Here is a 24,899-nt window from a genome sequence, read left to right as displayed (position 1 = left end):
ACGGGGTTTCGCGTCGTGGCGAAAAGGGGTGGCCGCCGAACACGTTCGGCGACCACCCCTGTGCGTTCGGGAGCCGGAATTCCCGCTACGGCCCCTCCGGCCCTACTGCGGAGCCAGCTTCTCGGCGAGGCCGGGGTTCTTGTCCAGCCAGCCGCGGACGGCCTCCTGCTCCTTGCCCTTGCCGGTCTCCTGGATGGCGGCTTCGAGATCCGTGAGCTGCTTCTCGGTCATCTTGAAGTTCTTCAGCCAGGCACCGACCTCGGGGTTGTCGGCGGTGAAACCCTTACGGGCGAGGGTGTGGACGCCGTCGCCCTTGCCCCAGGTCCCCTGGGGGTCCTTGAGCTTCTTCAGGTCGTACGACGAGTAGGCCCAGTGCGGCGACCAGAGCGTCACGACGACCGGTTCCTTCTTGTCGTACGCGCGCTTCAGCTCGGCGAGCATGCCGGGCGTGGAACCGTCGACGACCTTGTACTCGCCCTTGAGGCCGTAGGCGTCGAGGACCTTGTCCTTGAGGATGCCCATCATTCCGGCGCTCGGCTCGATGCCGACGATCCGGCCCTTGAACTGGCCGCTCTTGCCCTTGAGGTCGTCGAGCGAGTCGATGCCCTTCATGTACGACGGCACGGACAGCTCCAGCGAGGTCGGGCCGTACCAGGAGCCGAGGTCCTCCAGCTTGTTCTGGTACTTCTCCCAGTACTGGGCGTGCGTGACCGGGAGCCAGGAGTCGGTCTCGAAGTCGATCTGACCGCCCGCCATGCCGGTGTACAGCGCGCCGGCCTCCAGCTGCTTGGCGTCGACCTCGTAGCCGCGCCGTTCGAGCAGTTCCTTCCAGAGGAAGGTGGAGGCGATGCCCTCGTCCCACGGGATGTAGCCCATGGTGATCTTCTTGCCGTGGCCGATGTCCTTGCCGCCGGCCGTGGTCGACGCCGTGCCGCCGCCGAGGAAGCCCATGCCGCCCGCGACGAGCGCGAGGACGACCACGCCCACGAGCGCGGTGACGGGCTGCGGGCGGTGGCCCCAGAGCTTCGCGCCGGCGCGCGCGGCGCTCACGGCCCGCGCCTTGGCGAGCGCCCGGCGGCCGAGCGGCGAGACCTGGCGGCCCAGCGCGCCGGTCATCCGGTCGAGATACATGGCGAGGATGACGATGGAGATGCCGGCCTCGAAGCCGAGGCCGATGTCGACGTTGCCGATGGCGCGGTAGACCGCGCCGCCGAGCCCGCCGCCGCCGACCATGCCGGCGATGACGACCATGGACAGGCCGAGCATGATGACCTGGTTGATACCGGCCATGATCGTGGGCAGGGCGAGCGGCAGCTGCACGCGCAGCAGCGTGTTGCGCGGGGTCGTGCCGAATGCCTCGGCCGCCTCGACGAGTTCGCCGTCGACCTGGCGGATGCCGAGTTCGGTCATCCGGACGCCGGGCGGCAGGGCGAAGACGATCGTGGCGATGATGCCGGGGACCACGCCGACGCCGAAGAAGATGATGCCGGGGATCAGGTAGACCATGGCGGGCATGGTCTGCATGAAGTCCAGGACCGGGCGCAGGACGGCGCTGACGGTCTTGGAGCGGGCCGCCCAGATGCCGAGCGGTACGGCGATCACGAGGGTCACGAGGGTGGCGACGAGCACCAGCGAGAGGGTCGACATGGCGTCGTCCCACAGCTCGACGGAGTCGACGAGCGCGAAGCCCGCGAAGGCGAGCGCACCGGCGGTGAGCCCGCGCAGCCACCAGGCGACGACGGCGAGCATGCCGGCGAAGAGCAGGGGCTCGGGCGCGGAGAGGACCGCGTCGATTCCGTCGTAGAGACCGGTGACGACGGTGGTGATGGCGTCGAAGAGCCAGGAGAGCTGGACCTGGAGCCAGTCGACGGAGCTGTCGACCCACTGGCCGAGAGGGAGCCTAGGCATGGGTGGCCACCTCCTTCTCGCCGGTGGTGCAGGCAACGGGCGGGCGCTGCTCGTCCCCGATGAAGCCGATCAGACGGGACTGCGGTACGACACCGAGGACGGTGCCGTCGGCGTCCTCGACGGCCACCGCGTGCGGGACGCGGGCGCTGACGGCGCACAGCTCGGCGACGGGGGTGTCGGGGCCGACGGTCTCGCAGTCGCAGCCGTCGGGCCGCGGGTGCTCGGGCTCGGTCATCACGGCGGCGGCCGTGAGGACACGCGAGCGGTCGACGTCCTGGATGAAGGAGGCGACGTAGTCGTTGGCGGGACGGATCAGGATGTCCTCGGCGCTGCCGAGCTGGACGATCCGGCCGTCGCGCATCACCGCGATGCGGTCGCCGAGGCGCATGGCCTCGTTGAGGTCGTGGGTGATGAAGACGATGGTCTTCTTCAGCCGCTTCTGCAGTTCGAGGAGCTGGTCCTGCATGTCGCGGCGGATCAGCGGGTCGAGGGCGCTGAACGACTCGTCCATGAGGAGCAGGTCGGCGTCGGTGGCGAGCGCGCGGGCGAGGCCCACGCGCTGCTGCATGCCGCCGGACAGCTCGTCGGGCCAGGACTTCTCCCAGCCGGCGAGTCCGCACAGCTCCAGGGCCTCGGCGGCCCGCGTCTCGCGCTCGGCGCGCGGGACGCCCTGGACCTCCAGGCCGTAGGCGGCGTTCTCGAGGACGCTGCGGTGCGGGAAGAGGGCGAAGTGCTGGAAGACCATGCTGATCTTCGTGGACCGCACGGTGCGCAGATCGCGGGGGCTGAGCGCGGTGAGGTCCTTGCCGTCGAACAGCACGCGGCCCGCGGTGGGCTCCAGCAGGCCGTTGAGCATGCGCAGGAGGGTGGACTTGCCGGATCCGGACAGACCCATCACCACGAAGATCTGACCGGGGTCGACGGTGAAGGACGCGTCGATCACCGCCGCGGTCGTGCCGTCGGCGCGGAGCTCGTCGCGGTCCGCGCCGTTCGCGAGCTTCCTCACGGCTTCGTCGGGTCGTCTGCCGAACACCTTGTACAGGTGATCGGCCTGGAGCCTGGACACATACACCTCACGCATCGAAACGAAAACGGCCCGTCCCCTCGGACGTCGTCCTCGGGGACCCACTGCCCCCGCAGCCGGGCCGTGGAGCGGGGCGGTATCGGCCCGCGACTCCCGTGACGTCCGGCGATGCGCATGCGAACCGCCGGACCGGGTCCGCTCCGGGCCCGCGCCTGCCCGGGGCCTCACACCGCAAACGCAAAGGTGACGGGGGTCACTGGGGGCGGGTCCTGGGGAGGCCGCTTGCAGCGTGGGCCGCTGTCGGCGGGGTGGCGGCATGGCTGTCGGAGAGGTGCGGCACGGCTGTCGGTGGGGTGCGGCATGATCGGGGTGTGACCCGACGCCTGATGCTCCTCGACACCGCCTCTCTGTACTTCCGCGCGTACTTCGGTGTGCCGGACTCGGTCCGGGCTCCGGACGGCACGCCCGTCAACGCCGTGCGCGGCCTCCTCGACTTCATCACGCGGCTCGTCCAGGACCACCACCCCGACGACCTGGTCGCCTGCATGGACGCCGACTGGCGCCCGCAGTGGCGGGTGGACCTGATCCCCTCGTACAAGGCGCACCGGGTCGCCGTGGTGACGGAGACCGGGCCGGACGAGGAGGAGGTCCCGGACACCCTGGCCCCGCAGGTGCCGGTGATCGAGGCCGTCCTCGACGCCCTCGGCATCGCCCGCGTCGGGGTCGCGGGGTACGAGGCGGACGACGTCATCGGGACGCTCGCCGGGCAGGCGAAGGGGCCGGTGGACATCGTCACGGGCGACCGGGACCTGTTCCAGCTGGTGGACGACGAGCGGGGCGTGCGCGTGCTGTACCCGCGCAAGGGCGTCGGCGACTGCGATCTGGTCGACGGCGAGATGATCCGTACGAAGTACGGCGTGCGGGCGGACCAGTACGCCGACTTCGCGGCGCTGCGCGGCGACGCGAGCGACGGGCTGCCCGGGGTGAAGGGCATCGGCGAGAAGACGGCCGCACAGCTGATCACGGAGTACGGCGATCTGGCGGGCGTGCGCACGGCGGCCCTGGACCGTACGTCGAAGCTGACCCCGGCCAAGCGGCGCGGGATCGTGGAGGCGGCGGCCTATCTGGACGTGGCCCCGACGGTGGTCCGGGTGGCCGGGGACGTTCCGCTGCCGGAGTTCGACCCGGTCCTCCCGCCGTCGCCGCGCGACCCCGAGGCGGTGGCGGAGCTGGTGACGCGGTGGGGCCTCGGCGGGGCGGTCTCGCGGCTGCTTCCCGTACTGGCGCGCTAGCCGCGGTGGGCCGACGACGACCCGGGATGCTAGCTTAGGTATACCTAAGTTCGCCGAGTCAGGGAGACCGTCGTGGCAGAGCAGCCCGCGCGCAAGGCACCGCAGGCCCACGAGGCGCGGGTGGTGCGCACGGAGCGGATCACTCCGCACATGGTGCGGGTCGTACTGGGCGGAGAGGGCCTGGAGGCCTTCTCCGTGGGCGAGTACACCGACCACTACGTGAAGCTGCTCTTCCCGGCGGAGGGCGTGAGTTACCCCGAGCCGTTCGACATGGAGCGGATCCGCGCGGAGTTCCCGCGGGAGCAGTGGCCCACCACCCGGACGTACACGGTACGGAGCTGGGACCCCGTCCACCGGGAGCTGACCGTCGACTTCGTGGTCCACGGCGACGAGGGCCTGGCCGGACCGTGGGCCGCGCGGGCCGTCGCGGGCGAGACGATCCGCTTCCTGGGCCCGGGCGGCGGCTACGCGCCGGACACCGAGGCGGACTGGCATCTTCTGGTTGGCGACGAGAGTGCGCTGCCGGCGATCGCGGTGGCTCTGGAGCGGCTGCCCGAGGGCTCTACGGTCCGCGCGTTCCTCGAGGTCGCGGACGCGTCGGAGGAGCAGAAGTTCGCCACGGCGGACGGCGTCGAGGTGACCTGGCTGCACCGGGATGACCGCCCGGCGGGCGAGGCCCTGCTGGAGGCGGTCCGTGCGCTGGAGTTCCCGCCGGGCGACGTCCATGCCTTCGTCCACGGCGAGGCGGGCTTCGTGAAGGAGCTCCGCCGCCATCTGCGCCTGGACCGCCAGGTCGCGCGTGAGCGCCTGTCCATCTCGGGATACTGGCGCCTGGGCAAGACGGACGAGGCCTGGCGCGCGATCAAGCGCGAATGGAACGACCAGGTGGAACGCGAGCAGGAGAACTGACCGCGAGGCGGCCGGGCGGACGGCCGCCTCGCCGGCGCCGTCGGGGCGAGGTGCCAGGCGCCGAAGCGCCCGGCACGTCGGGGCGAGGTGCCAGGCGCCGAAGCGCCCGGCACCTTCACGGTGCGCGGTCACCCACCCGTGCCGAAGACCTTTCCCGACACGTCCACGTGCGCCAGCCTCCGCAGCGCCGCGAACATCGCGTCCCCCAGCACCGTCCCCACCACGACGCTCTCCACGAGCTCCTCCCGCTCCACGTTGCCCGCGACGTACTCGAGGTCCGCGCGGGCCACCTGCTCCGCCGCCTCCGCGTACGCGTCGAGCACCTGGGCGAAGCCTCCGTGGCCGACCTCCGTCAGCGCAGCGAGGGCGACGGCGAGCGCCTCCGCCGCCGGGCTCTCCGGGGACGTGCTCCAGCCGCGCCGGCCGATCAGGTCGGCGACGGCCTTCCGGGCCAGGACGACGCCTTCGCCCGGCTCCTCCGTGTAGCGCGGCACGACACGGTCGGCCGCCGCGCCCAGCATCTTGTGCACGGGCCGTTCCCGGTCCTCGATCGCCGCGAGCACCTCACGGATCCCGGCGATCGACAGTCCGCCGACATCCAGAAGCGCTCGGATCAGGCGAAGGCGCCGCTCGTGCGTCTCGTCGTACGAGGCCTGGTTGGGGCTCGTCAACTCCCCGGCCGGCAGCAGCCCTTCCCGTAGGTAGTACTTGATCGTCGGTACCGACACCCCGGTCCGGCGACTCAATTCTCCGATGCGCACTCTGCGTTCACCTTTCCCGTCCCGCTCCGGACTTGCCGAGCGACCCCTCCATCCTAGATAGTGTCGCTATCAGATAGCAGCGAGTATTGCTATCCATGCTGCAACGGGGGTACCCATGTCCTCATCCTTTCCGCGTGTGCGCGAGCTCCACCGGCCTCTGGTCTGGTTCTCCGCGTCGATGGCGTTACTCGCCCTGGTCGCCTTCGGCGGCGTGCTCTTCGACGACCGGGTCCTGGTCGGCGTGCCGATCTGGACGAAGCCGTTCAAGTTCGCGGTGTCGTTCGTCGCCTACTGCATGACACTCGCCTGGATGCTCACCCTGCTCCCCCGGGGCCGCCGGGTCGGCTGGTGGGCGGGCACGGCGGTGGCCGTGACGAGTCTCGTCGAGATGGTACTGATCACGATGCAGGTGATCCGCGGGCGGCAGAGCCACTTCAACCACGAGACGTCCTTCGACTCCGCCGTCTTCCGGGTCATGGGCGCCACCGTCGCCCTCCTGTGGCTGGCCGCGCTGGTCATCGCGGTCCTGCTGCTGCGCGCCCGGATCCTGGACCGCGCCACCGCCTGGGCGGTACGGCTCGCCTCCCTGATCGCCCTGACGGGGGCCGCGATCGGGTTCGTCATGACGCGGCCCACGCCCGAACAGCTCGCGGTCGGGGACGACACGGGCATGGTGGGCGCGCACAGCGTCGGCGTCCCGGACGGCGGCCCCTCCATGGCCCTGACCGGCTGGTCCACCACGGGCGGTGATCTGCGCATCGCCCACTTCTTCGGGATGCACGCCCTCCAGGCGATCCCGCTCGTGCTGCTCCTGCTCGTCACGCTCGCCCCGCGGTTCGCCCGGCTGCGCGACGAACGGGTACGTCTGCGGCTGACGTTCGTGGCCTCGGGGACGTACGCGGCGCTCTTCGCCCTCGTCACCTGGCAGGCGTTGCGCGGTCAGGCGCTGCTCGACCCGGACGGCGCCACCCTCGGAGCGGCCGGCGCGATCGCGCTCCTCGGCGCGGGAGCCACGTGGGCCGCCCTGCGCACCACCAACCACACCGTGACCGCCCCAACCGCCAAGGAGTTCGCCTCATGACCGGCTTCCTCTTCGAGCTCAGCTTCTACCTCGCCGCCCCCGTCTGGCTGCTCATGATCTTCGCGCCACGCTGGCACTGGACCGAGCGGATCGCGGCCTCGCCGCTGACCGTCGTACCGATCCTCGCGGTGTACCTCGCCCTGGCGCTCCCGGTCTTCCCCGAGCTGTGGGCGGCGGTCAGCAGCCCGGACCTCGACCGCTTCCGGGAACTCACCGCCCTGGCGAACGGAGCCGCGGCGGTCTGGGCCCAGGTGATCGCCTGGGATCTGCTGGTCGGCCAGTGGATGTACCGAGAGGCCCGCCTGCGCGGCATCTCGCCCCTGCTGATGGGCCCGCTGCTGGTCCTGACGATCCTGCTCTCCCCCTTCGGAGTGCTCGTGTTCCTGGCCCTGCGAGCAACCAGGAGGAAGCCCACACCCGCAACCCCGACCCCGACACCGGACCCCGCCTGACCCCGCGGGTCCGTGCCTCACGTGCCCGGCAGGAGGCGTCTCTCGCCTGCCGGGAGTCTGCTCCACCAGTGGGCGTAGCGGCTGTAGACCCGTGGTTCGCGCGGGGCGAGGAACGCCGTCAGGGAACGGGCCTCGGCGGCGAGGTCCTCCCAGGCGTCGTCCGGGAGGGCGTGGAACGCGGTCGCCTCGATGCCTGCCTCCGTAGGGCGCCACACCCCGGCGACATGGCCGTCCACCAGCAGGGTCGGCAGCACGTCTCCGTTCCTGCGGATGACCACCGGCCGGTAGTCGGGCGGGATGACCCGGCTGCGGTCGGCATAGGCCAGCAGCGTGCTGTCCCACATGGCCATCAGTCGCGCCGGGGCGGGCGTGTCCTCGTCCGGGCAGGGCGCGTCCGGCACGTCGAACAGTTCTTCGCCGTCCGGTCCCTCCTTCCGTACCAGCTCGTCGCTCAGCACCGCCAGCGCCCTTCTGACCCTGGCCCGTTGGACCATGGCGAACTGCGCCATGTCCGCCGGGGACGCGGGCCCGAACCCTTCGAGATAGCGCAGGAGCAGCGTCCCCAGCGCGGCGTCCGACTCCTCCGGGGTCGGAGGGGTCGGCGGGTCCGGGGGTGCGACGTACGAGGGGCGCTCCCCGAACGACCACGGCGGCGTGGTGGGTGCGTGCAGCAGCGGTGTGTACTGCCGCAGCCCCCACCAGGCCCCGGACTTCGGCGCGGTCCCCACCCGCTGCTCCAGCCAGGCCTCGTACTCCGCGTTCGTCCGGGGCCGGTCCGCGAAGGCCAGCAGCTCGGGGACGAGCATGTCGGCGTCGGCCGGGGTCAGACCCGACACCGTGAAGCGGTCACCGAGCTTCGCGGCCCTCAGCACGGGGTGCAGGGCCGTACGGAAGGCCCGGTAGTCGTCGGTGTGGACGGCGTGCAGGGTGATCCGCATGAGGGTCGTCTTGACCACCGACCCGCGGGTGAAGGCGTCGTCGAGTCCGGACGGGTCGAACCCGGCGATCCTGTTCCACAGGGCCAGGTACGGCGAGGCCGGCTGCTGGGCCTGCAGCGCGACCACCCGCCGTACCGCGTCGGCGGCACCGATGTCCTCTCGGCGGAGCAGCAACTGCCGGGCGAGAGTGGACCGGTTGAGCCCCCGGGCACTGATCTTCATACGGAGATCATCCCGCACCTCACGGGCGGCGCGTGCGGACCGTGGCGAGGACCTCGCGGTCGGGCTGGAGGGTCAGGCTCGGCACGGGGCGGATCTCGCCGGGGTCGAGGTCGAGCCGGAACCGACGGGCGAGGACGGCGAGGATCAGGACGGCCTCGACCATCGCGAACCGCGTCCCGAGGCATGCCCGGGGTCCACCTCCGAACGGGAACCACGCGTACTCCGGTATGTCCTCGCCGGCCTCGCCCTCCGTCGTCCCCCAGCGCTCCGGGCGGAACTCATCCGGATCGCGGAACCAGCGCCCGTCCCGATGCGTGGCCCACTGGCTGCTCCATACCCGCGTCCCGGGCGCTATCGGCATCCCGCCGAGCTTCGCACCGTCCCTGGCCACACCGGTCAGGAGCCAGATCGTCGGGTAGAGCCGGAGCGTCTCCTTCACGACCGCCTGCGCGTACGTCAGTTGTGCGTAGTCGTCGAAGCCCGGCTCCCGGTCACCGAGGACCCGGTCCAGCTCCTCCCCCAGCGCGTCCCGCACGCGGGGGTTGCGGGAGAGCAGGTGCCAGGCCCAGACGAGGGTGGAGCTGGTGGTCTCGTGTCCGCCGATGTAGAGCGTGACGGTCTCGTCGCGGATCTCCTGGTCGGAGAGGTGCGCGCCGGTCTCGTCCTGGGCGGCCAGGAGCCGGCTGAGCAGGTCGGGCCGCTCTCCCTCGCCGTCGCGGTGGCGGGCGACGACCCGGCCGACCTCGGCGTCGATGACCGCGGTCGCTCGCTTGATGCGCGCCCGTCCGGGCGTGGGCACCCAGTCGGGCAACAGGGCTCCGACGCCGCTGAATTCGGCACCGATCTCCTTCTGGGCGACATCCATGGCACGGCCGATGGATTCCGCGTCGGCGGCGGTGTCCACGCCGAAGATGGTCCGGACGGCGATCAGCTGGGTGAGGGCGGCCATCTCCTTCTTGATGTCGATGTGCTGTCCGTCGCTCCACCGGTCGGCCAGGGCGACGGCGCACTCGGCCATCGTGGCGGCATAGGAACGGACCTGCTTGGGCCGGACGGAAGGCTGGACGAGGGAGCGCTTGCGGCGCCAGTCGGCACCCTTGGCGACCACGACTCCGTTCCCCAGCAGCGTGCGGAAGGCTATGCCGAGGTCGGGCTGGTCGAAGGTGCTCTCGACCTGGGTGAGGAGCTCTCCGATGGTGTCGGGGTGCGCGATGAAGAGCGCCGGGCCGCGTCCGAAGCGCCAGCTGACGACATCGCCGCGCTCGCGCAGCCGCTCGAAGAAGGCGAGCGGGTCCTTGCCGAACTCCGGAAGGTTTCCGAGCAGCGGTACACCTCGTGGCCCCGGCACGATCGTGTGTCCGTCGGCCGTCTCCTCGACGGCGGCCGAACCGGCTTGCGTGGTCACGTGCGTCCCCTCCCAGCGGTCTTGCCCGGTGTGTGAGTCCATGGAATCGGAGAGGCCTGACACTCCGCCACCCCTGTGGACAACCCCCTGTGGACAACGCTCGTCCGGGCTGCTCGGCCCCGCCCGGACGACGTACCGCACCATCCGCGATGAAGCACGCCATGTTGACGCACGCCAAGGGGCCCGTGGCATCGGCCACGGGCCCCCGCAGGTGAGTTCGGAAGCGAGGCGTCAGCCCACCGAGCTGTACGCGACGACTCCCCTCAGCAGCGATTCCACCGCCTTGCGCGCGTTCTTGGCGACGGTGCTGTTCTCCTTCGGCGCCGCGGCCGCGATCTGCCCCAGGACGTCGATGACCTGCTTGCACCAGCGCACGAAGTCACCGGCGGGCATCTCCGCCTCCCGCAGGACCTCGTCGAGCCCCTTGTCGGACGCCCACTGGTAGGCGGCCCAGGCGAAGCCGAGGTCCGGCTCGCGCTGTCCCACCCCTTCCGCCTGGTTGATCTTGAACTCTTCCTCCAGGGCGTCGAGACGTCCCCAGATCCGTACCATCTCGCCGAGCGCGGCCTTGGCCTTCCCTGCGGGCACCTTCGGCGCCACGGCGTCGTCGGGCTGACGTGCCTCGTAGACCAACGCCGAGACGCACGCGGCCAGTTCGGGCGGGGTCAGTCCCTCCCACACCCCGTCGCGCAGGCACTCGCTCGCCAGCAGGTCGAGCTCGCCGTAGAGCCGGGCGAGCCGCTTGCCGTTGCCGGTGACCTCGTCGCCGCGCAGGTAGTCGAGCTCGGTGAGGAGCGCGACGATCCGGTCGAAGGTCCGGGCGATCGTGTTCGTCCGGCCTTCGATGCGCCGTTCCAGCTGCCGGGTGTCCCGCTGCAGCCGGTGATAGCGCTCGGCCCAACGGGCGTGGTCCTCCCGCTCGTCGCAGCCGTGGCAGGGGTGCGCGCGCAGTTCGGTACGGAGCCTGCTGATCTCGCGGTCGTCGGCCGCGGCGGCGCGCTGCCTGTGGTGCCGCTCGGGGTTCAGGTGGCCCGCCTTGGTGCGCAGTGCGGAGGCGAGATCACGGCGGGACTGCGGGGAGCGCGGGTTGAAGGACTTGGGGATCCTCATGCGCTCCATGGCCTCGACCGGGACCGGGAAGTCGATCGACGCGAGCCGCTTGACCTGCCGTTCGGCCGTGAGCACGAGCGGGCGGGGCCCGTCGTGCGACTCGAAGCCGCGGTGGCCGTTGGTCCGCCCCGCCGGGATCCCCGGGTCGAGGACGAGGGCGAGTCCGGCGAACTTGCCCGTGGGCACGTGGATGACGTCGCCCGGCTTCAGCTTCTCCAGGGAGGCCGCGGCCGCCGCGCGCCGCTGCGCGACGCCCTGCTTGGCCAGTTCGGTCTCGCGGTCCTTGAGGTCGCGGCGCAGTCGCGCGTACTCCTCGAAGTCCCCGAGGTGGCAGGTCATGCCCTCCCGGTAGCCCTCCAGGCCCTCTTCGTTCTTCTGGACCTGACGGGAGATGCCGACGACCGACCGGTCCGCCTGGAACTGTGCGAACGAGGTCTCCAGGAGCTCGCGCGAGCGGTGGGCGCCGAACTGGTCGACCAGGTTGACGGCCATGTTGTACGACGGCTTGAAGCTCGAGCGCAGTGGGTACGTACGCGTGCCGGCGAGTCCGGCGAGGTGCCCCGGGTCGAGACCGCGCTGCCAGAGGACGACGGCGTGACCCTCGACGTCGATGCCGCGCCGTCCGGCGCGTCCGGTGAGCTGGGTGTACTCGCCGGGGGTGATGTCGGCGTGCTGCTCGCCGTTCCACTTGACGAGCTTCTCCAGGACCACGGACCGGGCGGGCATGTTGATGCCCAGCGCGAGGGTCTCGGTCGCGAAGACCGCCTTGACGAGGCCGCGTACGAACAGCTCCTCCACGACCTCCTTGAACGTGGGCAGCATGCCGGCGTGGTGGGCGGCGATGCCGCGCTCCAGGCCTTCCAGCCACTCGTAGTACCCGAGGACGTGGAGGTCCTCGGAGGGGATGGCGGCCGTGCGCTCCTCGACGATCTCGCGGACCCGCTGCCGCGCCTCGTCGTTGTTGAGGCGCAGGCCCGCGTAGAGGCACTGCTGGACGGCGGCCTCGCAGCCGGCCCGGCTGAAGATGAAGGTGATCGCGGGCAGCAGCCCCTCGGCGTCGAGGCGGTCGATGACCTCGGGCCGTCCGGGCGTCCAGATGCGGGAGCGCTGACGGCGCTCGCGCTCGCGGTCGGCCTCGCGGACCATCTTGCCGCGGCGGCGCTCACGCGGGTTGTACGTACGGGAGTTCTCGGTGCGGGCCAGGCGCAGCAGGTCGGGGTTGACCTCGCGGCGGGCCGCGCCGCGGCCGCCGTGGTCGGTCTCCTCCTCGAAGAGGTCGTACATCCGGCGGCCGGCCAGGACGTGCTGCCAGAGCGGCACGGGGCGGCTCTCGGAGACGATGACCTCGGTGTCGCCCCGGACGGTGTCGAGCCAGTCGCCGAACTCCTCGGCGTTGGAGACGGTCGCGGAGAGCGACACGAGCGTCACCGACTCGGGGAGGTGGATGATCACCTCCTCCCATACGGCGCCGCGGAAGCGGTCCGAGAGGTAGTGCACCTCGTCCATGACCACGTAGCCGAGGCCGCTGAGCGCCTGGGACCCCGCGTACAGCATGTTGCGGAGGACCTCGGTGGTCATGACGATGATCGGGGCGTCCCCGTTGACACTGTTGTCGCCGGTGAGGAGGCCGACCTTGCCCGGGCCGTACCGCTTCACGAGGTCGGCGTACTTCTGGTTCGACAGCGCCTTGATCGGTGTCGTGTAGAAGCACTTGCGCCCTTGGAGCAGGGCGAGGTGGACGGCGAACTCGCCGACGATGGTCTTGCCGGAGCCCGTGGGCGCGGCGACGAGCACGCCTTTGCCCGCTTCGAGGGCCTGGCAGGCCTCGATCTGGAAGGGGTCCAGACCGAACTCGTACATCTCGCGGAAGGGGGCCAGCGCCGTGGCCTGCTCGGCGTTGCGGGCCCGGGCGGCTGCGTACGCTTCGGCTGGTGTGAGGTCCTCTGTCATCTTGTTGTCGAGCCTACCCGCCACCTCTGACAGTGACGCGATCTTTAATGAGGGACCGCGGACCCGGCCGGAGGCGCCAGGACCCGCAGCGCTCCGGGCACGCACTCCGCGGTCAGCGGAAGCGGTCCGAGCGGCTCGCCGTCGGCGTAGCCGGTGACTCCGGGCGCGTCGAGGGTGAGGGAGCGGACGCGGTGGACGGTGACGACGGGGTGGTCGAGGTGGGTGCCCCGGTAGACCCGGGGGAAGACCTTGATCAGCGTCGTACGGCTGCAGTCGCCGACGACGGTGACGTCGAAGAGACCGTCGTCCATGCTCGCCCCGGCGCAGATCCGCATGCCACCCCCGTACGAGGTGCCGTTGCCGACGGCCACGAGCGTGGCCTCGACCCGCCGCTCCGTGCCGTCGCCGAAGGTGAGGCGGTACGGGACGGGCCGGAAGGCGGCGAGCTCGGCGATCATCGCGAGGTCGTATCTGAAGCGGCCGACGGGCAGCCGCATACGGTTGCCCCGGTCGTTCACCCGGGAGTCGAAGCCGGACGCGAGCACGGTGCCGAACCACCGGTCGCCGACCCTGCCGAGGTCGATGTCGCGCCCGCCCCCGCCCTGGAGCAGTCCGGCGGCGAGACGGCCCCCGGCCGCCGGTTCGCGCAGGGGCAGGCCGAGCGCGCGGGCGAAGTCGTTCCCGGTGCCGACGGCGACCACGCCGAGCGGGGTGCGGGTGCCGGCCACGGCCTGCAGGGCCAGGGAGACCATGCCGTCGCCGCCGACGGCGACGAGCGCACCGGTTCCGCCCTCGACGGCCTCACGGGCGCGCCGCAGGGCATCGGCGGCGTCTGCGCCGAGAAGGGTACGGACGGTGAATCCGGCGTCCTCGAAGGCGCGAGCGGCCGGTCGCGCGGCGTGCGCGCCCCGGCCGCGTCCCGCGGTGGGGTTGACGAAGAGGGTGATCTCGCGGGTCATGGGCGTCCCCCCGGACGGAGCTGGGGGCAGGACCCTACAAGATCAGGTGATGTCGTCGTAACCGCCGGGACGGAGCGACCTTGCGCCGTCGGCCTCACCGGCGGACTGCTCGGGCAGGGCGCGGGCGGCGCTCACCGTTCCGATGGCTCCGACGGGCTCGGGGGTGAGGTCGAGGACGGAGGCCTCGTCGTCGTCGAGCTCGGCGTCCGGGTTCTTCCGGGCGCGGCGCCGGTCGTTGAGCATCGCGATGCCGACGGCGATGAAGTACAGGACGATGATCGGCCCGGAGAGGGCGATCATGCCGAAGGGGTCGGTCGACGGGGTGGCGATCGCACCGAAGACGAAGACGCCCATGATCACGCCGCGCCACCAGCCGGCCATGCGCTTGCCGGTCACGACGCCGGCGAAGTTGAGCATGATCAGCAGCAGGGGAAGTTCGAAGGCGAGTCCGAAGACGAGCACCATACGCGTGGTGAAGTCCAGGATGTCGTCGAGGGAGACGAAGTTCGAGGCGACGTCGGGCGTGATGCTGATCAGGACCTTCACGCTGACCGGCATGATCAGGTAAGCGACGTAGGCGCCGGTGGCGAAGAGGGGCACGGCGACGGCCGCGAAGTAGTACGCGTACCGCTTCTCACTCTTGTGCAGGCCGGGCGCGACGAACGCCCACAGCTGGTACAGCCAGACCGGGGAGGCGGCGATGACACCCGCCAGCATGACCACCTTCACCGTCGAGGTGAACGGCGACAGCACGGTCTGGTACGCGATGACGACGCAGCGCCCGCCGGTGTTGTCGGCGATCGAGGTGCCGGGCGGGCACTTCGGGACGGGCGAGGAGAGGAAGTCCATCAGCTGCTGGCTGAAGAACGCGGCCACCACCGAGGTCACGATGACCGCGAGCATCGCCTTGGCGACGCGGTTGCGCAGCTCGCGCAGGTGCTCCACGAGCGGCATCCGCCCCTCGGGGTCCTTCTCCTTCTTCGTGCGGGCAGGCTTGAGCAACCCACGTCCTCATCTCGTGCGGCAGGCCGTCGTGCAGCGGCCCTGGGGGTCGAGCGGGGTCAGCGCTGGGTGGTGTCGGACGGCTCGGTGACGGGCCGGGCGGAGGAGACGTCGCCGGGGGCGGCCTTGATGGTGCGCTGCGCGGCCGGGGGCTGCTCGGCCGGCGGGTCGGCGGGGGCGGGCTGCTGGCCCTCCGACTTCATCGCCTTGGCCTCGCTCTTCAGGATGCGTGCCGACTTGCCGAGGGAACGGGCCATCTCGGGCAGCTTCTTGGCTCCGAAGAGCAGCACGATGACAAGGAGGATCAGGCTGATCTCGAGGGGACCGATCTGACGGAACATAAGCGTGGTCTACCTTCTCATCGAGGCGGCGTGGTGCTGGTCTGGCGGTCGCCGCCCGGACCTGTGTCCGAACCCGACCGTCAGCGATCGTAACGCGCACGAGTAAACGCAGGGCAATCCCCGTGCGTACACCCGTTTGCGACCCGCACCTCCGGAATCTGGGCCGCGATCAGCAGCGTACCCCGCGCTGCCGCAGGCGAGGAGACCACCACCGCGCCCCCGGAGCGCCGCCGCGCGGCCGCGGATTCGGTGTGCTAGCGCAGGGCCCCGCCGGTCCGGCCGAGGTCGGTGGCGGCACGTTCGAGGTCTTCGGCGGCGCGGTTGATGCGCTCGGTGGTACGGGCCACCTCGCGGCCGAGCCGCTGGGCCTCGATGAAGACCCTGATGGCGAGGACGCCGAGGACGGCGATGCCGAGGAAGCCGAGAGCGATGGCGAGCATGGGCCAGAACATGTGCCGAGCCTAGACGCTGTCCGGAGGCAGGCTCGTCCCGCGAGGCACGGGACGGCCGACGGACGGGACGTCAGACGGTGGAGGAGTGCAGGCGCAGGGTGCGGACGCCGCCGCCGGTGAGGAGTTCGACGATCCGCTCGCCCGCGGGCTTGCGGACGGAGCTGCCGCACTCGGGGCAGGTGAACGAGTAGAAGGTCGTACGGCGGCTGGCGCCGATGGCGAGGCGCAGGGCGCCCGCGGAGAGTTCGAAGCCGGCGCGGCAGTCCGGGCAGGCGGCCTTGAAGAAGACCGGTGCGATCGAAGCTGTCATTCCGTGCATCACGGACATTTCCCTCGTACCTCTCGTTCCCGCGCTCTCGCTTGCCCTGTACTCGGTACCGCGTCCCCCGCCACCGCGTCGTCGCCCTCCGGACGCCTGTGTCGGCTCGGCGGGGAATCTCACATTCCCCGTTCCCCGTGCCCTACGCCTGGCCCTCGTACGCGGCGAGCGCCGCGGACGCCGCCTCCCGAGCACTGTCGGCGAGGTCCTGCGGGGAGACGATCCGCCCGTCGCTGCCGAGCCGCAGCGCCAGCCGCCGCAGCGAGGCGGGGGTCGGCGTACGCAGCGTGATGCGAAGCCCCCCGTCGGACAGCTCCTCGGCCCGGTCGTGCGGGTAGTACTCCGCGACCCAGCGGCCACCGGGTCCCACCTCGACGACGACCTCCGGGTCCTCCGCGGACGGCTGGACGAGCCCTTCCGACAGATCGCGGAGCTCGAGCTCCGGTGGCGCGGCGTGCTCGTCCAGGATCCGGATCTCGGCGACCCGGTCGAGACGGAAGGTGCGGCGCGCCTCGGAGAGCCGGCACCACGCCTCCATGTAGGTGTGCCCGACGGCGAAGAGCCGGATCGGGTCGACCTCGCGCTCGGTCAGCTCGTCACGGGCGGGCGAGTAGTACCGCACCCACAGCCGCCGGCGCTCCGAGATCGCCCGGTCCACCTCGGCGAAGACACCGCCCTCGGATTCGAAGGTGACCGAGAGCCGCGCGCTCGCCCCGGCGGCCTCACCGGCCGCCGTCTCCAGCTTGGCGGTGGCCCGCAGCAGGGCTTCCCGGTCGCCCTCCCGCAGCCCGGGCAGCGTCGCCACGGCCCGCGCGGCGACCAGCAGCGCCGTCGCCTCGTCCGCGGCGAGGCGCAGGGGTTCGGCCACGTCGTCCGGGTTGTGCCACCAGATCCGGTCGCCGTCGGTGTCGATGTCGAGCAGGTCACCGCCGCGGAAGCTCGTGCCGCACATCGGCAGCACGTCGAGGTCCGAGATCAGCTCGTCCTCGGTGATCCCGAAGGCGCGGGCCACGTCGGCGACATGCGCGCCGGGGCGTTCCCGCAGGTACGTGACGAGGGAGAGCATCCGCCTCGTCTGGTCGATCGCGTTCGCAGCCATGCTGTACGTCTCCCCCTTCAGCCCTTGGCCACGGCGCGCAGCCGGTCCACCACGTCGGCCCGCAGATCCGCGGGCTCGAGTACGACGACATCGGGACCGAACTCCACGAGCCAGGCGTCCAGGCCGTGCCCGTACGGAATCTCCAGCTCGTCCCAGCCGTCCGCGCCCTCGTGCACGGACTGTGCGCGCGCCCGCAGCGGGTAGCCGCAGCCGGCGCGCAGACGGATGCGGGCGGAGCGGGTGGCGGTCTCACCGGCCCAGCTCTCCACGGTCTCGCGGACGGTGACCACGTCCGGCACGGGCGCGGTGAAGGCGCCGGCCCGGGAGCGGACCTTGCCGGTGATGCGGGAGAGGCGGAAGACGCGCTCGGCACCACGGTCGCGGTCCCAGCCGGCCAGGTACCAGTGGCCGCGCCAGCACTCCAGGGTCCACGGCTCGACCTGGCGGGTCTCGGGGCGGGCCGCCGTCGCCTTGCGGTAGTCGAAGACGACCGGGCGCCGGTCGCGGCAGGCCAGCATCAGCGGCTCGAACGCGGCCTCGTGGACCGGGATGCGCGGTTCGAGGGCGCTGTGCTGGGCGTCGTACGAGTCCTCGGCCTCGGGCATACCGGCCGCGCGGAGCTTCTGCAGGGCGCCGCTGGCGGCTCCGGCGAGACGGGCCTGCTGCCAGACCCTGGCGGCCAGGCCGAGCGCCGCGGCCTCTTCGGCGTCGAGGGTGATCGGGGGGAGGCGGTTGGAGTCGCGGCGGGCCAGGTAGCCGGTCTCGCCCTCCAGGTTCTCGACGGTCTCGATGACCAGGCCGAGCTCGCGCAGATCGTCCTTGTCGCGCTCGAACATCCGGTTGAAGGAGTCGTCGGTTCCGGCTTCCATGTAGGCCTCGATGGAGCCGCGCAACTCGCGCTTGCTGAGCGGCCTGCGGGTCCCGAGCAGGCAGAGGGCCAGATTCATCAGCCGCTCGGCCTTGGCAATCGCCATCGACGCCCTGCACCTCTTCTGCCGGATTGACTTCTGGGGACATCCGACCGTACCGCCCCGGGGTGTCCGGGCAAAAGCGAGGGCCCGTGCCTGGACAGGCACGGGCCCTCGTTCGAGCGGTTCCGGTCAGCGCTTCTTGACCGCGACCAGGTCGCAGACGAAGATCAGCGTCTCGCCGGGGGCGATCGCGCTGCCCGCGCCCCGGTCGCCGTAGGCGAGGTGCGCGGGGATGACCAGCTGGCGGCGGCCGCCGACCTTCATGCCCTGCACGCCCTGGTCCCAGCCCGCGATGACCTGGCCGACACCGAGCTGGAAGTCCAGCGCGCTGCCGCGGTTCCAGGACGCGTCGAACTCCTCGCCGGTGGAGAAGGCCACACCCACGTAGTGGACCTTGACGAAGTCGCCGGCGCCGGCCACCTCGCCGTTGCCCTCCCAGATGTCCTTGATCTCCAGGTCGGCCGGCGGCTCGCCGCCCGGGAAGTCGACCTCGGGCTTCTCGATGCTCACTGCAGTGTGCTCCTCAAACTGATGAACCGCGCAACGGTGAAGTGCGCGACCGGGACAGTCTTACATCTTCGCCAGGATGTCGACGGCGAACACCAGCGTGGAGTTCTTAGGGATCCCCTGCTGCTCCTGGTCGCCGAAGGCCTCGGCCGGCGGGGCGACGATCAGGATGCGGCTGCCGACCTTCTTGCCGGTGATGCCGTTCTTGAGGCCCTTCAACGTCAGCTGCGACAGCGGGAAGTTCGCGGTCTTGCCCGTCGCGTACGTCGAGTCGAAGACCTTGCCGTCCTTCCACAGCGCCGCGACGTAGTTCACGACGACCGTGTCGGTGCCCTGCACGACCTCGCCCTTGGACTCCAGGATGTAGTTGGAGACGAGCTTGGTCGGCGGGTCGACCTTCGGCACGGTGAGCGAGGGGGCCTTGCCGTCGGTGTTCGTACCGACCTTGGGCAGGTCCTTGTTGTCCTGGGCGACCTCGGTGCCCTCGGCGGACTTCGGGATCGTCGTGGACTTCAGGATGTCCACGACGAAGACGAGGGTGGCGTTGGGCTTGATGTCGCCCTGGCCCTGCTCGCCGTAGCCGAGCTCCGGCGGGATGCCGATCTCGACGCGGCTGCCGACCTTCTGGCCCTCCAGGCCCTGGTCCCAGCCCTTGATGACCTGGCCGGCGCCGAGGGTCAGGTCGAACGGCGTCCCCCGGTCGAAGCTGTTGTCGAAGGGGGTGGTGGAGTCCCAGGCCTGACCCAGGTAGTTCACCTGGAGCGCGTCGCCCTTCTTCGTGACCGCGCCGTCGCCCTCGCTGATCACGTTGACCTTGAGTTCCTTGGGCGGGTCGCCCTCGCCCTTCGAGAGGGTGGGCTTCTCCCCGAACTTCTCACCCGCGGTGATGGCGGGCAGCCCGTTCTTCATCGAGGCGGAATCGGAGCCTCCGTCGTCGCTGCCGCAGGCCGCGGTCGAGAGCAGCAGCAGTGGGACGACCAGTAGGCCGGCAAGTCGGCGCACGTGTTCCTCAGATCTCAGACGGCACATTAGTTGCTCGACACTCTAGGGGGTGTCTCGTCGATCAGGCCGGATCAGGGAGCGGGGGCTGGTGCGTGCGATCCCCAGGCGGAGGAGGGAGCCGACGCGGAGCGTCGGCGACCGACGACAACGCGGCGTGGGGGCACCTCCCGTGCCCGAAGGGCTACGGGGAAGTGCGTGCCAGACCCCGCCAGCCCGGCATGACCGGCGAGACACCCCTTAGGGGACCGTCCGGACAGGCCGAGGGCCCCGCGCGTGGAATCGCGCGGAGCCCCGGCACTTCGTACGCCGATGTCCTACATTCCGGCGATCAGCTTTTCCACCCGGTCGTCGACGGACCGGAAGGGGTCCTTGCACAACACGGTGCGCTGCGCCTGGTCGTTGAGCTTGAGGTGGACCCAGTCGACGGTGAAGTCCCGTCGCTGCTCCTGCGCGCGGCGGATGAAGTCGCCGCGCAGGCGCGCCCTGGTGGTCTGCGGGGGCACGGACTTGCCCTCGAAGATCTTCAGGTCGTTGCAGATCCTTGCCGCCTGCCCCTTGCGCTCCAGCAGGTAGTAGAGCCCGCGGCGGCGGTGGATGTCGTGGTACGCGAGGTCTATCTGCGCGACCCGGGGGTGCGACATGGTCATGTTGTTCTTCGCCCGGTACCGCTCGATGAGCTTGTACTTCATGACCCAGTCGATCTCGGTGCCGATCCGGTCCAGGTCCTCGGCCTCGATCGCGTCGAGCGTGCGGCCCCACAGCTCCAGGACCTGGGCGACCGTGCCCGTACGGATGCCCCTGCGGTCGACGAAGTCCGCGGCCTTCTCGTAGTACTCGCGCTGGACCTCCAGGGCGGAGGCCTCGCGACCGCTGGCGAGACGGACCTTGCGCTGGCCGGTGATGTCGTGGCTGACCTCGCGGATGGCCCGGATCGGGTTCTCCAGCGTGAGGTCGCGCATGACGGTGCCCGCCTCGATCATGCGCAGCACGAGGTCGGTGGCGCCGACCTTGAGCAGCATGGTCGTCTCGGACATGTTCGAGTCGCCGACGATGACATGGAGCCGGCGGTAGCGCTCGGCGTCGGCGTGCGGCTCGTCACGGGTGTTGATGATGGGGCGGGATCGGGTCGTCGCGGAGCTGACGCCCTCCCAGATGTGCTCGGCCCGCTGGGAGACGCAGTAGACCGCGCCGCGCGGGGTCTGCAGCACCTTTCCGGCGCCGCAGATGAGCTGTCGGGTGACGAGGAAGGGAATGAGGATGTCCGCCAGCCGGGAGAACTCTCCGTGGCGGGCGACGAGATAGTTCTCGTGGCAGCCGTAGGAGTTTCCCGCCGAGTCGGTGTTGTTCTTGAAGAGATAGACGTCGCCCGCGATTCCCTCCTCGTGCAGGCGGCGTTCGGCGTCGACGAGCAGGCCTTCGAGAATGCGCTCACCGGCCTTGTCGTGGGTGACCAGTTCGGTCACGTTGTCGCATTCCGGCGTTGCGTATTCCGGATGCGAACCCACGTCCAGGTACAGGCGGGCGCCGTTCCGCAGGAAGACATTGCTGCTGCGGCCCCATGACACGACACGGCGGAAGAGGTAGCGCGCCACTTCGTCAGGAGACAGTCGGCGCTGTCCCCTGAACGTGCACGTGACGCCGTACTCGTTCTCCAGCCCGAAAATGCGGCGGTCCATGTCTGAACATTACGCCTGAAGGCCTGAGCTGAAACCGGGTTCGACGGCCCCGTTTCGATCATTTTCCGATGAGTGCGTGTTCTTTTCGGTGCGGCCCGCCCCGCCCGTGGCCGCGCTGACGGCGTGTCGCTCACGGCGGGCGGGCGCCGCGAGCACCCGGCCGGTGGCCAGCAGGACCAGGAGGGCAACCGTGCCGCCGGCTCCGGCGACGGCGAAGCCCGCGGTGGTTCCGGCGAGTTCGACCACGGGCCCGGCGACAGCGGAGCCCAGCGCGGCGCCCACGCCGAAGGTCGTGACGAGCCAGGAGAAGGCCTCGGTGACGGTACCGCTCGGGGCGTGCCGGTCGACGACGATGAAGCCGCAGGCGAGGGCGGGCGCCAGGAAGACGCCGGAGAGCGCGGCGAGGGCGGTCATCGGCATGACACCGGGGGTGAGCATGAGCGGGAGGTAACCGAGGGCGAGCAGACCGACGATGATCGTCAGCCGCCGCTCGGGGGCGCCCGTCCAGCGACGGGCGCCGTAGAGGACGCCGCCTGTCAGCGCGCCGAGGCCGAGGGCGGCCATCAGCCAGCCGTACGCGGCTTCGTTGCCCCGGCCGTCGGCGTACGCGAGGGCGGCGACCGTGATGGAGCCGAGGGCGAGCCCGACGAAGAAGAACGAGCCGAGCAGGGCCAGGAGACCGGGCGAGCGCAGGGCGCCGAGCCAGTGCGCCTCGCGGGGCTCCGAGCGCCACGCGCGCGAGGGCTCGGAGAGGACCACGGAGAGCGCCCCGAGGACGCCGATGACGTTGATGACGAACAGGGCCGCCGCGGGCGACCAGAGGGCCACCAGGAGGGTCACGAGCAGGGGGCCCACGGTGAACATGACCTCCTGGGCCACGGCGTCCAGGGCGTAGGCCCGGTGGACCCGGTCCTCGCGGCCGAGGACGCTCGGCCACAGGGCACGCAGTCCGCCTTCGAGCGGAGGGGTGAAGAGTCCGGCGACGACGACCGCCGCATAGGCGAGCACGAGGGGGCTGATTCCGGCCAGGGCCAGGACGATCATGCCGAGGGCGGAGACGAGCGCGGCGGGGAGCTGGACGCGCGGCTGCCCCTTCAGGTCGACGGCGCGGCCGAGGAGCGGCTGTCCGACGGCGGTCGCGATGCCGTACGCGGCGGTGAGCCCGCCCGCGAGGCTGTAGCTGCCGCCCTCGGAGCGGACGAAGAGCACGATGGCGATGGGCCCGGTGCCGTTGGGGAGCCGGCCGATGAGCGTGCCGGCGAGCAGCCGCATCGCGTGCGGCGCCCTGAGTATGTCGCGATAACCGCGGCTCTCCTTGGCCTCGGTGGCCATGTCCGTCTCCTCTCCCCCGGTAGTCCACCCCCGAGGTTTTACGTATAACGCCTCGGGTCATACGTACCATGTGGGGATCCCACGGGTCCACCCCGCGGGCAGTGGACCACCTCTCGCGGAGGCACGAGTGCAGACCCCAGACTCCCCCGGCTCGGCGCGGCCCACCAGTCGGGACGTCGCGAAGGCCGCCGGGGTGTCGCAGGCGACCGTCTCCCTGGTCCTCGGCGACAAGTGGCGGGGCCGGGTCTCGGAGCGCACCGCGGAGGCCGTGCGCGAGGCCGCCCGCACGCTCGGATACCGGCCGAATCTCGCCGCTCGGAACCTCCGCCTCGGCCGCACGAGGACGGCGCTGCTCGTCGTCCCGGCGCTCACCAACGAGTTCTTCGCCCGGGTCTACACCGGCGCCGCCACGGTCGCCGCCCGCCACGGCTTCGGCGTCGTGCTCTACCCCTCCCCCGACGGCGTCGGCCCGGCCAAGGACCCCTTCGCCTCCGCGCGGGCCGCGCTCGACGGGATCATCGCCTCGTCCATGGCCGCGGACGCCCTGAAGGCCTTCCACGGCACCGACCTGCCGCTGGTCATGCTCGACAGCGACCCCTCCGACACCGGCGCGGCCGCCCACGTCAACCTCGACATCGCCGACGGCATGCGCCAGGTCACCGCCCACCTCAGGGCCCTGGGGCACCGCCGCTTCGTCCACCTGGCCTCGGCGGTACCGTCCTGGACGTTCGACGTCCGCGCGGCGGCCCTCGCCGACGCGCTGGGCGACGCCGACGTACGGACGGTCCGCGCACCCCTCGACGTGGACGGCGCCCGCGCGGCCGCCGAACGCGCCCTCACCGCCCCGGGACCCCGCCCCACAGCGCTGATCTGCGACGACGACATCCTCGCCGCCGGCGCCTGCAAGGCCGCGCGCCGTCTCGGCCTGCGCGTCCCCGAGGACGTCTCGGTCACCGGCTTCGACGATCTGGCGCTCGCCACCGCCGTGGAGCCGGAGCTCACCACCGTCAGGCTGCCCGCCGAGCACATCGGCGAGCGCGGCATGGCCGCCCTCCTGGCCGTCCTGGCGGGCGACAGCCCGGACCCCGGCGACCTCCCGGTGACCCTCATCCCCCGGGCCTCCTCCGGCCCGGCGCCGGCCTGAGGCCCCACCCGTCCGGCCGGCGGCACACCGGGCCGGAGGGCACGCACGCCGGTCCCGGCCCCGGCCGCTCAGCCGCGCGCACAGCCTGCACGCATGCTCGACCGGTCCTGACCACCCCGCCCACACCGGTCCCGCCGACCCCGGCCACACCGGTCCCGGCGGCGACGAAGGCCCCGGATGCCGCCGACCCCCGGACGCGACGAAGGCCCCGGGCCGCTTTCGCGGGGCCGGGGCCTTCGGTGCTTCGTGTTCGCCAGGAGTTCTACTCCTCCGAGTCCTCCGCGATCTCGTCGGACGGATCGTCCGTCTTGGCGATCGCCGCGTTGTCCGCGTCCAGGAGACGCGCCAGCTGGCGCCCGACGATCCGCTTGAACTTGCGCTGCTGCGGACGCTTGCGGTCGAGGACCGCCACCTCCAGACGCTCCGCGGGGATCTCCCGCTCGCTGCCGTTGGTGTCCCGCGACAGGGCCTGCACGGCCAGCTTCAGCGCCTCGGCGAGCGACATGCCGTCGCGGTGCCGCTGGTCGAGGAAGCTGCTGATCTGCTCCGCGTTGCCGCCGACCGCGACCGAGCCGTGCTCGTCCACGATCGAACCGTCGTGCGGCAACCGGTAGATCTGGTCGCCCTCGGGCTCCTCGCCGACCTCGGCGACGACCAGCTCCACCTCGTACGGCTTCTCGCCGGCGCTGGAGAAGATCGTGCCCAGCGTCTGCGCGTACACGTTCGCCAGGCCCCGGGCCGTCACATCGTCACGGTCGTAGGTGTAGCCCCGCAGGTCGGCGTAGCGCACACCGCCGATGCGGAGGTTCTCGTACTCGTTGTACTTGCCCGCCGCGGCGAACCCGATCCGGTCGTAGATCTCGCTGAACTTGTGCAGCGCGCGGGACGGGTTCTCGCCGACGAACACGATGCCGTCGGTGTACTGCAGGACGACCAGACTGCGGCCTCGGGCGATGCCCTTGCGGGCGTACTCCGCCCGGTCGGCCATGGCCTGCTGGGGTGAGACGTAGAACGGAGTCGACACCGGCTACCCGTCCCTTTCT

23 protein-coding genes are annotated in these 24,899 nt (G+C 71.2%); 5 read left to right on the top strand and 18 right to left on the bottom strand.

What is annotated here, in order from left to right; genetic code table 11:
* Nucleotides 1–102: 102 nt before the first annotated feature.
* Both ACF1G2_RS20530 and ACF1G2_RS20525 read right to left on the bottom strand, forming a co-directional pair.
* The gene (locus ACF1G2_RS20530) at nucleotides 103–1,908 is read right to left on the bottom strand and encodes an ABC transporter permease/substrate binding protein (protein WP_391799640.1); all 1,806 of its coding nucleotides are present in this window, start codon (nucleotides 1,906–1,908) and stop codon (nucleotides 103–105) included.
* Complete coding sequence (locus tag ACF1G2_RS20525; RefSeq protein ID WP_391799639.1) at nucleotides 1,901–2,989, bottom strand: glycine betaine/L-proline ABC transporter ATP-binding protein; 1,089 nt, start codon at nucleotides 2,987–2,989, stop codon at nucleotides 1,901–1,903. The genes ACF1G2_RS20530 and ACF1G2_RS20525 overlap by 8 nt, the downstream gene beginning before the upstream one ends.
* Before the next feature lie 329 nt (nucleotides 2,990–3,318).
* Here ACF1G2_RS20525 and ACF1G2_RS20520 point away from each other — a divergent pair, with 329 nt between their 5' ends.
* Nucleotides 3,319–4,224 (top strand): 5'-3' exonuclease H3TH domain-containing protein, encoded by a 906-nt coding sequence (locus ACF1G2_RS20520; RefSeq protein WP_391799847.1) that lies wholly within the window; start codon nucleotides 3,319–3,321, stop codon nucleotides 4,222–4,224.
* 72 nt (nucleotides 4,225–4,296) lie between these two features.
* Entirely contained in the window at nucleotides 4,297–5,133 is an 837-nt protein-coding gene (locus tag ACF1G2_RS20515) for a siderophore-interacting protein (RefSeq protein WP_391799638.1), read from the top strand.
* Nucleotides 5,134–5,261: 128 nt separating this feature from the next.
* Here ACF1G2_RS20515 and ACF1G2_RS20510 read toward each other — a convergent pair whose 3' ends face one another.
* Nucleotides 5,262–5,894 carry a MerR family transcriptional regulator gene (locus ACF1G2_RS20510; protein WP_391799637.1) on the bottom strand — a complete coding sequence of 211 codons (633 nt, stop codon included), beginning with the start codon at nucleotides 5,892–5,894 and terminating at the stop codon, nucleotides 5,262–5,264.
* A 178-nt stretch (nucleotides 5,895–6,072) separates the two neighbouring features.
* Between ACF1G2_RS20510 and ACF1G2_RS20505 the strand changes: the two genes are divergently transcribed.
* Both ACF1G2_RS20505 and ACF1G2_RS20500 read left to right on the top strand, forming a co-directional pair.
* Entirely contained in the window at nucleotides 6,073–6,975 is a 903-nt protein-coding gene (locus ACF1G2_RS20505; RefSeq protein WP_391799846.1) for a hypothetical protein, read from the top strand.
* Nucleotides 6,972–7,427 (top strand): ABA4-like family protein, encoded by a 456-nt coding sequence (locus tag ACF1G2_RS20500; RefSeq protein ID WP_391799636.1) that lies wholly within the window; start codon nucleotides 6,972–6,974, stop codon nucleotides 7,425–7,427. Before ACF1G2_RS20505 ends, ACF1G2_RS20500 begins: the two co-directional genes overlap by 4 nt.
* 17 nt (nucleotides 7,428–7,444) lie before the next feature.
* On the opposite strand, the gene ACF1G2_RS20495 is transcribed toward ACF1G2_RS20500, so the two are convergent.
* From ACF1G2_RS20495 to ACF1G2_RS20430, 14 genes are all read right to left on the bottom strand, one after another.
* Nucleotides 7,445–8,587, bottom strand: coding sequence for a winged helix DNA-binding domain-containing protein (locus tag ACF1G2_RS20495; protein ID WP_391799635.1), 1,143 nt, complete (start codon nucleotides 8,585–8,587; stop codon nucleotides 7,445–7,447).
* A 19-nt stretch (nucleotides 8,588–8,606) separates the two neighbouring features.
* The gene (locus tag ACF1G2_RS20490; protein ID WP_391799634.1) at nucleotides 8,607–9,992 is read right to left on the bottom strand and encodes a cytochrome P450; all 1,386 of its coding nucleotides are present in this window, start codon (nucleotides 9,990–9,992) and stop codon (nucleotides 8,607–8,609) included.
* Between the two features lie 231 nt (nucleotides 9,993–10,223).
* Nucleotides 10,224–13,052 carry a DEAD/DEAH box helicase gene (locus ACF1G2_RS20485; protein WP_391799633.1) on the bottom strand — a complete coding sequence of 943 codons (2,829 nt, stop codon included), beginning with the start codon at nucleotides 13,050–13,052 and terminating at the stop codon, nucleotides 10,224–10,226.
* A 44-nt stretch (nucleotides 13,053–13,096) separates the two neighbouring features.
* The gene (locus tag ACF1G2_RS20480) at nucleotides 13,097–14,011 is read right to left on the bottom strand and encodes a diacylglycerol kinase (RefSeq protein WP_391799632.1); all 915 of its coding nucleotides are present in this window, start codon (nucleotides 14,009–14,011) and stop codon (nucleotides 13,097–13,099) included.
* Between the two features lie 42 nt (nucleotides 14,012–14,053).
* Complete coding sequence (gene tatC / locus ACF1G2_RS20475; protein ID WP_391799845.1) at nucleotides 14,054–14,965, bottom strand: twin-arginine translocase subunit TatC; 912 nt, start codon at nucleotides 14,963–14,965, stop codon at nucleotides 14,054–14,056.
* 107 nt (nucleotides 14,966–15,072) lie between these two features.
* Entirely contained in the window at nucleotides 15,073–15,354 is a 282-nt protein-coding gene (tatA, locus tag ACF1G2_RS20470; protein ID WP_391799631.1) for a Sec-independent protein translocase subunit TatA, read from the bottom strand.
* Between the two features lie 254 nt (nucleotides 15,355–15,608).
* Nucleotides 15,609–15,806, bottom strand: a complete 198-nt coding sequence (locus ACF1G2_RS20465; protein ID WP_391799630.1) for a hypothetical protein — start codon at nucleotides 15,804–15,806, stop codon at nucleotides 15,609–15,611.
* Nucleotides 15,807–15,876: 70 nt separating this feature from the next.
* A complete protein-coding gene (locus ACF1G2_RS20460) occupies nucleotides 15,877–16,116 on the bottom strand; it encodes a hypothetical protein (protein WP_391799629.1) in 240 nt (79 codons plus the stop codon).
* Nucleotides 16,117–16,267: 151 nt separating this feature from the next.
* Entirely contained in the window at nucleotides 16,268–17,224 is a 957-nt protein-coding gene (locus ACF1G2_RS20455; RefSeq protein WP_391799628.1) for a helix-turn-helix transcriptional regulator, read from the bottom strand.
* 17 nt (nucleotides 17,225–17,241) lie between these two features.
* Nucleotides 17,242–18,198 (bottom strand): helix-turn-helix transcriptional regulator, encoded by a 957-nt coding sequence (locus ACF1G2_RS20450; protein ID WP_383224741.1) that lies wholly within the window; start codon nucleotides 18,196–18,198, stop codon nucleotides 17,242–17,244.
* Between the two features lie 126 nt (nucleotides 18,199–18,324).
* A complete protein-coding gene (locus ACF1G2_RS20445; RefSeq protein WP_391799627.1) occupies nucleotides 18,325–18,705 on the bottom strand; it encodes an FKBP-type peptidyl-prolyl cis-trans isomerase in 381 nt (126 codons plus the stop codon).
* Between the two features lie 60 nt (nucleotides 18,706–18,765).
* Entirely contained in the window at nucleotides 18,766–19,704 is a 939-nt protein-coding gene (locus ACF1G2_RS20440; RefSeq protein WP_391799626.1) for an FKBP-type peptidyl-prolyl cis-trans isomerase, read from the bottom strand.
* A 314-nt stretch (nucleotides 19,705–20,018) separates the two neighbouring features.
* On the bottom strand, nucleotides 20,019–21,380 hold the full coding sequence (gene pafA, locus ACF1G2_RS20435) for a Pup--protein ligase (protein WP_137990376.1): 1,362 nt from the start codon (nucleotides 21,378–21,380) through the stop codon (nucleotides 20,019–20,021).
* A 9-nt stretch (nucleotides 21,381–21,389) separates the two neighbouring features.
* The gene (locus tag ACF1G2_RS20430) at nucleotides 21,390–22,712 is read right to left on the bottom strand and encodes an MFS transporter (protein WP_391799625.1); all 1,323 of its coding nucleotides are present in this window, start codon (nucleotides 22,710–22,712) and stop codon (nucleotides 21,390–21,392) included.
* 127 nt (nucleotides 22,713–22,839) lie between these two features.
* Between ACF1G2_RS20430 and ACF1G2_RS20425 the strand changes: the two genes are divergently transcribed.
* Nucleotides 22,840–23,856, top strand: coding sequence for a LacI family DNA-binding transcriptional regulator (locus ACF1G2_RS20425; RefSeq protein ID WP_391799624.1), 1,017 nt, complete (start codon nucleotides 22,840–22,842; stop codon nucleotides 23,854–23,856).
* A gap of 262 nt (nucleotides 23,857–24,118) precedes the next feature.
* Here the strand turns inward: ACF1G2_RS20425 and prcA are convergent, their stop codons facing one another.
* A complete protein-coding gene (prcA, locus tag ACF1G2_RS20420; protein ID WP_391799623.1) occupies nucleotides 24,119–24,880 on the bottom strand; it encodes a proteasome subunit alpha in 762 nt (253 codons plus the stop codon).
* Between the last annotated feature and the right edge of the window lie 19 nt (nucleotides 24,881–24,899).

Origin of the sequence: Streptomyces sp. NPDC013457 (assembly GCF_043089925.1) — a bacterium.
Lineage (GTDB): Bacteria > Actinomycetota > Actinomycetes > Streptomycetales > Streptomycetaceae > Streptomyces.
Note: the sequence above shows the minus strand (reverse complement) of the source record. Positions and strands in the feature narration are given on the sequence as shown.

Coding starts and splice junctions, on each gene's coding strand:
- ACF1G2_RS20530 (WP_391799640.1), bottom strand. CDS start 1,908: ATGCCTAGGCTCCCTCTCGGCCAGTGGGTCGACAGCTCCGTCGACTGG.
- ACF1G2_RS20525 (WP_391799639.1), bottom strand. CDS start 2,989: ATGCGTGAGGTGTATGTGTCCAGGCTCCAGGCCGATCACCTGTACAAG.
- ACF1G2_RS20485 (WP_391799633.1), bottom strand. CDS start 13,052: ATGACAGAGGACCTCACACCAGCCGAAGCGTACGCAGCCGCCCGGGCC.
- ACF1G2_RS20495 (WP_391799635.1), bottom strand. CDS start 8,587: ATGAAGATCAGTGCCCGGGGGCTCAACCGGTCCACTCTCGCCCGGCAG.
- ACF1G2_RS20465 (WP_391799630.1), bottom strand. CDS start 15,806: ATGTTCTGGCCCATGCTCGCCATCGCTCTCGGCTTCCTCGGCATCGCC.
- ACF1G2_RS20505 (WP_391799846.1), top strand. CDS start 6,073: ATGGCGTTACTCGCCCTGGTCGCCTTCGGCGGCGTGCTCTTCGACGAC.
- ACF1G2_RS20430 (WP_391799625.1), bottom strand. CDS start 22,712: ATGGCCACCGAGGCCAAGGAGAGCCGCGGTTATCGCGACATACTCAGG.
- ACF1G2_RS20480 (WP_391799632.1), bottom strand. CDS start 14,011: ATGACCCGCGAGATCACCCTCTTCGTCAACCCCACCGCGGGACGCGGC.
- ACF1G2_RS20450 (WP_383224741.1), bottom strand. CDS start 18,198: ATGGCGATTGCCAAGGCCGAGCGGCTGATGAATCTGGCCCTCTGCCTG.
- ACF1G2_RS20520 (WP_391799847.1), top strand. CDS start 3,319: ATGCTCCTCGACACCGCCTCTCTGTACTTCCGCGCGTACTTCGGTGTG.
- tatC (WP_391799845.1), bottom strand. CDS start 14,965: ATGCCGCTCGTGGAGCACCTGCGCGAGCTGCGCAACCGCGTCGCCAAG.
- pafA (WP_137990376.1), bottom strand. CDS start 21,380: ATGGACCGCCGCATTTTCGGGCTGGAGAACGAGTACGGCGTCACGTGC.
- tatA (WP_391799631.1), bottom strand. CDS start 15,354: ATGTTCCGTCAGATCGGTCCCCTCGAGATCAGCCTGATCCTCCTTGTC.
- ACF1G2_RS20500 (WP_391799636.1), top strand. CDS start 6,972: ATGACCGGCTTCCTCTTCGAGCTCAGCTTCTACCTCGCCGCCCCCGTC.
- ACF1G2_RS20460 (WP_391799629.1), bottom strand. CDS start 16,116: ATGACAGCTTCGATCGCACCGGTCTTCTTCAAGGCCGCCTGCCCGGAC.
- ACF1G2_RS20455 (WP_391799628.1), bottom strand. CDS start 17,224: ATGGCTGCGAACGCGATCGACCAGACGAGGCGGATGCTCTCCCTCGTC.